The organism is Nonomuraea antri (assembly GCF_013283785.1).
Classification (GTDB): Bacteria; Actinomycetota; Actinomycetes; order Streptosporangiales; family Streptosporangiaceae; genus Nonomuraea; species Nonomuraea antri.
Genome location: NZ_JABCPZ010000358.1, coordinates 1 through 7,085 on the forward strand (window position 1 = coordinate 1; position 7,085 = coordinate 7,085).

Genomic DNA, 7,085 nt, shown 5'->3' on the forward strand with positions numbered 1-7,085 from the left:
GTACCGGCGTCGCCGTCATCACTACTCCTGGAGCAGCGGCAGCGGCGGCGGTTTCGATTTCTCCGGCTCCTCGGACGACTTCGACAGCTCGGACAGCTCAGACAGTTCCGGCAGCTCCGACAGCTCGGGTGGTTCCAGCAGTGACGGTGGCGGCGGCGCCTGGTAGGGCGGGGCGCGCGGTTGTGGCGACGGTGTAGAGGTACCGGGCGGGTACGGTGCAGATCGTCGCCCTGGCGGCCGATCGCGCCTAGCGTCCGACGGTATGCGGACAGTGGACGTCCTGGTCGTGGGCGCGGGCCTGGCCGGGCTGCGTACGGCCGGGCTGCTCGCCGGGCGCGGGCTGAACGTGCTGGTGGTCGAGCGGCGCCGGTCGTTGTCGGCAGGCATCCGGACGACGGGGATCTTCGTGCGGCGCACGCTCGACGACTTCCACCTGCCCGGTGATCTGCTCGGGCCTGGCGTCCGTGACGTGCTGCTGTATCCGCCGTCGCGGCGGGCGCCGATCAGGCTCACCAGCGATAGGGACGAATACCGCGTCGCGGACATGGCCGCCGTCTACGCGCACGCGCGGCGCGCCACGGAGGCGGCCGGGGCGCGGGTCCTGCTGGGCGTGCGATTCGTCGGCGCGGCGGGCGGACGGGTGGAGCTCGCGGGCGCTGACCCGGTGGCGGCCCGCTTCGTCGTCGGCGCGGACGGCGCACACTCCCGGGTGGCGCGGGCGCTCGGCCTCGACGTCAACACCCGGTTCCTGGTCGGCGCGGAGATCGTGCACCCGGTCGCGCCAGGCGCGGGACCGCCGGCGTTCCACTGCGTGCTGGACCCGCGCATCGCCCCCGGGTACCTGGCGTGGGTCATCGACGACGGGCGGCACGCGCACGTCGGCGTCGCGGGGTACCCGGACGCGATGCGCGCCGGGGTCCGTCACCTGCTGGACGCCTTCGCCGCCGACGCCCCCGGCCGGCCGGTCCCGGCCGGGCCGGTCGAGCGCAGGGGCGGCCCGATCCCGGTCGGCGGCGTGCTGCGGCGGCTGGCCTGCCCCGCCGGGCTGCTCGTCGGCGACGCGGCCGGCGCGGTGTCGCCGTTGACCGCGGGCGGGCTGGATCCCTGCCTGCGCATGTCCGAGCTGGCCGCCGCGGTCACCGCCGAGTACCTGCGCACCGGCGACCAGCGCGTGCTGGCCGGGTACGACGGAGCCGCGTTGCGCGGCAGGTTCCGCGGCCGGCTGCTGCTGCGCCGGGCGTTCGGCGGCCTGCGCTCGGCCGCCGCCGCGGAGGCCGCGGTGCACGCGCTGCGCGGCCGGGCCGGACGGGCGCTGGCGGCGCGGATCCTGTTCGGCGACGGCTCGTTCCCCGACGTCGAGCCGCGACTCGGGGACGCGGCGCTCGATCGCGGGATCAGCCGGGGCTGATCGTCGCGGCGAGCGTGGCGCCGAGCTCCCAGCAGGCCGCCAGGTCGTCCTTGCCCGGCGCGCCGATCACCGTCACCGGCCGGCACGCCTGCTCCCAGCCGAGCCCGGTGGTGATCGACTCCACCCCGCGCACCGCCCCGGCGACGTCGTTGTTGCCGTGCACGTACAGCCCGTACGGCAGCCGCCGGGTCTCTTCCAGGCACGGGTAGTAGATCGTGTCGAAGAAGTGTTTGAGCGCGCCGCTCATGTAGCCGATGTTGGCCGGGGTGCCCAGGACGACGCCGTCGGCCTCCAGGACGTCCACGGCGGTGGCCCGCAGCGCGGCCCGCGTGACCACGTCCACGTCCTCGATCTCGTCGGTGGTGGCGCCCGCGCGTACGGACTCGAAGAGCTCGTGGAGGGTCGGCGAGGCGGTGTGATGCACGATGAGCAGGCGGCGCGGCACCCAGCGATCCTCTCACGCGGGCCCCCGCGCGCCCGATCAACCGCGCCCGCTCGACCGCGCCCGCTCAGCCGCGCCCGCTCAGCTGGCGCCGGGGATGCGGCGGCGGGCGTCGGCCACCAGGTTCAGCATCGCCAGGCGGAACACCTCGGCCCGGTGGTCGCCGAGGAACGTGGTGTGCCCGAACACCTCCAGCACGACGAGCCCGTGCAGGTGCCCCCACGTGCTGAGGAACAGCGCCGCGGCCGGGGCGGGCAGCGCTCCCAGGCCGTCGGCCGGCAGGCTCTCCAGGTGCGCCCGGAGCCCGGGAGACAGTTCGGCGGTGTCGCAGGCGGCCAGCTGCCCGGCGGTGCAGCCGTCGAACAACGCCTGGCGGAAGATCCGGCTCATGCGGCGCACGGCCTGGGTGGTCGCGCCCTTCGCGGGCGCCACGTAGTGACGCAGCGGCGTGCCGTAGATGAGCTGGAAGCGTTCTGGGTGGTCGATGGCCCAGCGGCGGTAGCCCTCGGCGGCGACCACCAGGCGCGGCAGGCCGGGTTGGTCCCGCGCGGCGGCGTCGGCGGCGCGGACGGCGTGGGTGAGGTCGTCGTAGGCCTTGGCGACCAGGGCGGTGACGAGGTCGTCGCGCCTCGGGAAGTAGTGGTAGAGCGCCTGCACGGTCATGCCGAGATCGCGGGCGACCGCGCGCAGCGACAGCCCGGCCGGCCCGTGCTCGGCGATGTGCCGCTCGGCCGCGCTCAGGATCTCGCCGACGGCGACGTCGCGCCGCCGCTGCCGCAGGGACGGCATCTCGTCGTCCGGCCGCATGCGTCCCCCGAATCCGCCTGACAGTGTCAAGTAAAACTAACACTGCCAAACCCACATGCGCCTCGCTAGCGTGAAGCACGGCGACCTCGCCTCTTCGTCCTGCCGCGCCGGGTTCGTCCGCGTGCGCAGGAGTTCCCCCGTATCCCTTCAGCAGGGCCAGCCCTGGGAGCCGCCATGCCCGCAGTCAGATTCCCCACCACCCGCCGCGCCCGCTGGGCCGCCTGGACGGCGTTCGCCGTGCCCGCGGCCGGTTTCGCGCTGTACAGCGTGTCCGCGTACCTGACCGGCGACCCGTCGCTGAGCAGGATCCCGCTCAACCCCGACGTCGTGCTGCACCACCTCTACCTCGTCAGCCATGCCGTGCCCGCGAGCCTGCTCCTGCTGCTCGGGCCGCTCCAGTTCGTGCCCGCGCTGCGTGCCAGGCATCCCCGGCTGCACCGGGTGGTGGGGCGGGTGTACGTGGTCAACGTGGTGATCGCGGCGGTGACGGCCGTGTTGTCGGCCACGTTCAGCGTCAGCGGGTTCCCCGCCCAGGTGGCCTTCTACCTGCTGGCCGCCGCCTGGCTGTACTCGCTGGCCCGGGCGTACCTGGCCATCAGGCGCGGGCAGGTGCCGCTGCACCGGGTCTGGATGATCCGCAACTACGCGCTCTCCTTCGCCGCGGTGGTGTTGCGCGTTCTGCTCCTGACCGGGCTGGCGGTGCGGTCGCGGTACGAGTGGCTGTCGTTCGACGACGTCTACACCACCTCGGTCTGGGCGTCGATCCTGGTCAGCGCGGGTGTGGCCGAGTGGTTCCTGGTCCGGCCCGCGGTGCGCGGACGCCGGGGACCAGAGGTGCACATGGGGTGAACGATGCGGAAGAAACCGGCAATTGCTCACCAGTTTGCCCTGACTTGACCTAGTCTGTGGGATCCTATGAACCACATCCCTCTCAGCAGACTCGCGGGCGCCGGTCTGGCGTTCCTCGTAGCCGCCGCCTCGCAGGTGTTCGTCCTCACCGGACCCGCCACCGCGTCGGCCGCTCCCGTCCAGGCCCAGCAGATCGCCCTCCCGTCCGTGCAGGCCGCCGGCGCAGCGCAGAGCCTGGCCGCCGACAAGAGGCTGGCAACCGCGAACCGGATCTACAAGACCGGTCGCCTGGCAAACGTCAACTGTTCGCCCGGATCGTTGCCGTCCGGGAGCACGAACGCCTACCGGCGCTTCCTGACCCGGGTGACCGACTGCCTGAACCGGGCGTGGAGCGCCCAGTTCCGCAAGGCGCGGATGCCGTTCTCCAAGCCGCGCCTGCGTATCGTCACCAGCAAGGTCAACACGGCCTGCGGCCGGTGGAGCGTCGGCGCCCAGGGCTTCTACTGCTCCGGTGACCGCACCATGTACATGTTGATCAGCAAGACCGAGCTGCGCCGGCCGTTCCCGCTGGGGATCACCCGGCTGATGGCCCACGAGTACGGCCACCACGTCCAGCAGATCTCCAGGATCTGGGCCTACTACTGGCCGGCCGCCTCCAGGGCGAGCAGGGCCCAGAAGTTGCAGCTGTCCCGCAACTCCGAGCTGCAGGCCGAGTGCTTCTCCGCGGTGTTCATGTCGACCATGCGGGGCGGCGGGCTGTTCACGGAGGCGGACTGGGACTACACCGTGGACTGGTTCAGGAAGAACGGCGCCAAGGCCTGGCCGCAGAACGACCACGGCCGCGGGCCGACGCAGGCCGCCTGGATGACCCGCGGCTACAACAGCGGCGCGCCCGGCTCCTGCAACACCTGGGCCGTGTCCACGCGCTACACCACGTAAGTCGGTGCGCCGCGCAGATTCCGCCAGACGGCGCACCATCACCACCACGTGAACTCCGGGGGCCGGGGCCGAACAGGCCCCGCCCCCGTTCCGTTTCCCGAACCGGTTCCCGCTCCGTTCCCGACCGGTTTCCGAACCGTCGGCGGCGCTAGAGTCTGCCGATTATGGGGCGAACCTTGTTGACCGGCGCGACCGTCTGGCGCGGCGAAGACTGCCTGCCCACGCCCGGCTGGGTGCTCGTGGCCGACGACCTGATCGAGGCCACCGGGACCGGCGAACCCGCGGTCACCGGCTGCGACGCCGTGCTGGACCTGGGCGGCAAGCACGTGCTGCCGGGGTTCGTCGACACGCACACCCACCTCACCGTGGCCGCCTGGCAGTCGCGCGGCGTCGACGCCGCCGGGTGGCGTGGGCTGCGTGACGCGTTGCACGCCGTCCGGCTGGCCGCCGCAGAGCCTGGAGACGGGTGGCTGCTGTTCTGGAACGCGTCACTGCACGACTGGCCCGAGGGACGGCTGCCGACCGCCGCCGAGCTGGACGAGGCGGCCCCCGGGCGCAAGGTGCTGGTCAGCGGGGTCGACCTGCACCGGGGAGCGGTGTCGAGCCCGGTGCTGCCGCTGGTGCGCGGCGAGCGTCAGGACGTGACGCGTGACCGGCGCGGCCGCCCCACCGGCGAGGTCTGGGAGGCCGCCTACGGGGTCGCGCTGCGGCAGGCGCTGGCCGCGTCGCGGCCCCGCCGGGGACGACGAGGCCGTGGCGGCCGAGGCACGCAGGCACCTCGCGTACGGGATCACGCACGCGCACGACCCGTACGTCCCGCCGTCCGCGCACGAGCGGATGCTCGCACTCGCCGGCCGGACCCCGCTGCGGCTGTCCTGGGTGACCGGGCCGGAAGACGGGATCTTCGACCCGCCGGCCGGACCGGGCGGCGCGCCCGAGGGGCCGTACGGTCAGGCCGGGCGCGAGGTGAAGATCTTCCTGGACGGCGCCGACCGCTGCGCCCTGCGCGTGCCGGGGACGGCGTTACCCGGCATGATCGGCGGCACCGTGCGTCAGGCGCTCAGGCGGCGCGCGTTCGGGCCGATCAGGGAGGGCATGGGCCGCGAGATGGCCTTCGCCCGGGGCGGCATCACGCTCCCCTACCTCCGTTTCACCGACGACGAGCTGATCAGGGTGCTGGCCGGGTACGCCGAGGCGGGGTTCGCGGTGCGGGTGCACGCGCTCGGCAACCTCGCTGCCGAGCAGGCCGCCCGGGCGCTGATCCAGGTACGCACGCCGGCCGTGCTCGACCATCTCACCGGGCTCGACCGGCGCACCGCGGACCTGATCGCGCGGTCGGGCGCGCGGGCCGCGGTGCAGCCGGGATTCGTGCCCAGGTTCGGCGGCCAGTTCGCGGCCACCGGGCTGGACCGGTATCTGGCGATCGCGGGCGCGCGGCTGCTCACCGAGTCGGGCACCCCGCCGATCTTCAGCTCCGACCACCCCTGCGGGCCGCTCGACCCGCTCGCCAACCTCCGGGTGGCGGTCCGCCGTACGCTCCAGCCGGAGCAGGCGATCGGCCGGAGCGAGGCGGTGGCGGCGTACACGACCCGCGCCGCCGCCTCGATCGGCGCGCCGGGCGCGGGCGGGATCGCCCCGGGCGAGGTCGCGGACCTGGCGGTGTGCGACGGCGACCCGTTCGACGACGCCACCCGCGTGACCGGGACGTGGGTCGCGGGCCGGCCGCACTGAGAAGCGGGGTCATGCCGGGTCGTTATGGCGCCGGCACCCGCCGGGGCGCCGTCGTCTCTGGTGAGACCGGGTGGAGCCGCCCGGCCGCCGGATCGCGCGCCGTCAGAACGATTCGGCATGAGGCCGGTACCCGAAATCCCCCAGCCAGTTGGATCGAGTGAACCGATTCGCGGCTTGGGGGATGGGTGGTGAGGGACGTTGACGTATTCGTCCGGTGGTTATCAGGGCAGCAGCGGCAAGGCGACGGCGGCCTTGGTGCTGGGCATCGTGAGCCTGGTGCTGTGCGGGATCCTGAGCATTCTCACCGTGATCGTGGGGCACAGCGCGATCGCCGAGATCGACCGTGAGGGACTGGAGGGGCGCGGGCTCGCGACGGCCGGGCTGGTGCTCGGCTACGTCGCGATGGTGCTCTGGGGCATCGGCCTGCTCATCTACGCCTCCTCCTAGGCGTCACGCCCGCGCGGCGGCGGCGGTGAGCCGGTTGCTGAAGCGGGCCAGCAGCCCGCTCTGCGACGTCTCGGGGAACCTGCGGCCGATCAGCGGCGGGATGCGCCAGTTGGCCGGGCTGCGCCTGGCCAGCCGGGAGACCAGCGACACGTGCGGATAGCGGGCCGCCTCATAAGCGCGCAGCCGGTCCGCCACGTCGTCTCCCCCGCCCGCCCTGGCCAGCTCGCGGCCGAGCACCCAGACGTCCTCGAAGGTCTGGTTGGCGCCCTGGCCGAGGGTGGGCGGCATGAGGTGCGCGGCGTCGCCGAGCAGGGTGACGCGGCCCTTGCCCCACACCTTGCGTACCTTCTGCCAGTGGTGGCCGAAGAAGTCGAGGTCGTCCTCGCGGGCCTGGGCGAGCAGTTCGGGTACGGGCGAGGCCCAGTGACCGAAGCGGCGGCGCAGCTCGGCCAGCGGGTGGGC

General features: G+C 73.5%; 8 protein-coding genes and 1 pseudogene. 6 read left to right on the forward strand and 3 right to left on the reverse strand.

The genetic code is table 11. From position 1 onward, the window contains the following. Nucleotides 1–262 precede the first annotated feature (262 nt). Complete coding sequence (locus tag HII36_RS51965) at nt 263–1,408, forward strand: NAD(P)/FAD-dependent oxidoreductase (RefSeq protein WP_173530813.1); 1,146 nt, start codon at nt 263–265, stop codon at nt 1,406–1,408. Here HII36_RS51965 and HII36_RS51970 read toward each other — a convergent pair. After that, nucleotides 1,395–1,853, reverse strand: coding sequence for a flavodoxin family protein (locus HII36_RS51970; protein ID WP_173530814.1), 459 nt, complete (start codon nt 1,851–1,853; stop codon nt 1,395–1,397). The genes HII36_RS51965 and HII36_RS51970 overlap by 14 nt on opposite strands. Before the next feature lie 78 nt (nt 1,854–1,931). After that, nucleotides 1,932–2,657, reverse strand: a complete 726-nt coding sequence (locus tag HII36_RS51975) for a TetR/AcrR family transcriptional regulator (RefSeq protein ID WP_173530815.1) — start codon at nt 2,655–2,657, stop codon at nt 1,932–1,934. 174 nt (nt 2,658–2,831) lie between these two features. Between HII36_RS51975 and HII36_RS51980 the strand changes: the two genes are divergently transcribed. From HII36_RS51980 to HII36_RS52000, 5 genes and pseudogenes are all read left to right on the forward strand, one after another. Further along, a complete protein-coding gene (locus tag HII36_RS51980) occupies nt 2,832–3,506 on the forward strand; it encodes a DUF2306 domain-containing protein (RefSeq protein WP_173530816.1) in 675 nt (224 codons plus the stop codon). Between the two features lie 66 nt (nt 3,507–3,572). Next, entirely contained in the window at nt 3,573–4,445 is an 873-nt protein-coding gene (locus HII36_RS51985; protein ID WP_173530817.1) for a neutral zinc metallopeptidase, read from the forward strand. A gap of 164 nt (nt 4,446–4,609) precedes the next feature. Beyond that, nucleotides 4,610–5,122: pseudogene (locus HII36_RS59420) on the forward strand (amidohydrolase family protein); the annotation flags it as partial. A gap of 76 nt (nt 5,123–5,198) precedes the next feature. Then, the gene (locus HII36_RS58440; RefSeq protein WP_173530818.1) at nt 5,199–6,176 is read left to right on the forward strand and encodes an amidohydrolase family protein; all 978 of its coding nucleotides are present in this window, start codon (nt 5,199–5,201) and stop codon (nt 6,174–6,176) included. Nucleotides 6,177–6,374: 198 nt separating this feature from the next. After that, on the forward strand, nt 6,375–6,623 hold the full coding sequence (locus HII36_RS52000; RefSeq protein ID WP_173530819.1) for a DUF4190 domain-containing protein: 249 nt from the start codon (nt 6,375–6,377) through the stop codon (nt 6,621–6,623). A 3-nt stretch (nt 6,624–6,626) separates the two neighbouring features. Here the strand turns inward: HII36_RS52000 and HII36_RS52005 are convergent. Beyond that, nucleotides 6,627–7,085, reverse strand: a 459-nt coding sequence (locus HII36_RS52005) for an FAD-dependent oxidoreductase (RefSeq protein WP_173530820.1), incomplete at its 5' end; no start/stop codon positions are given.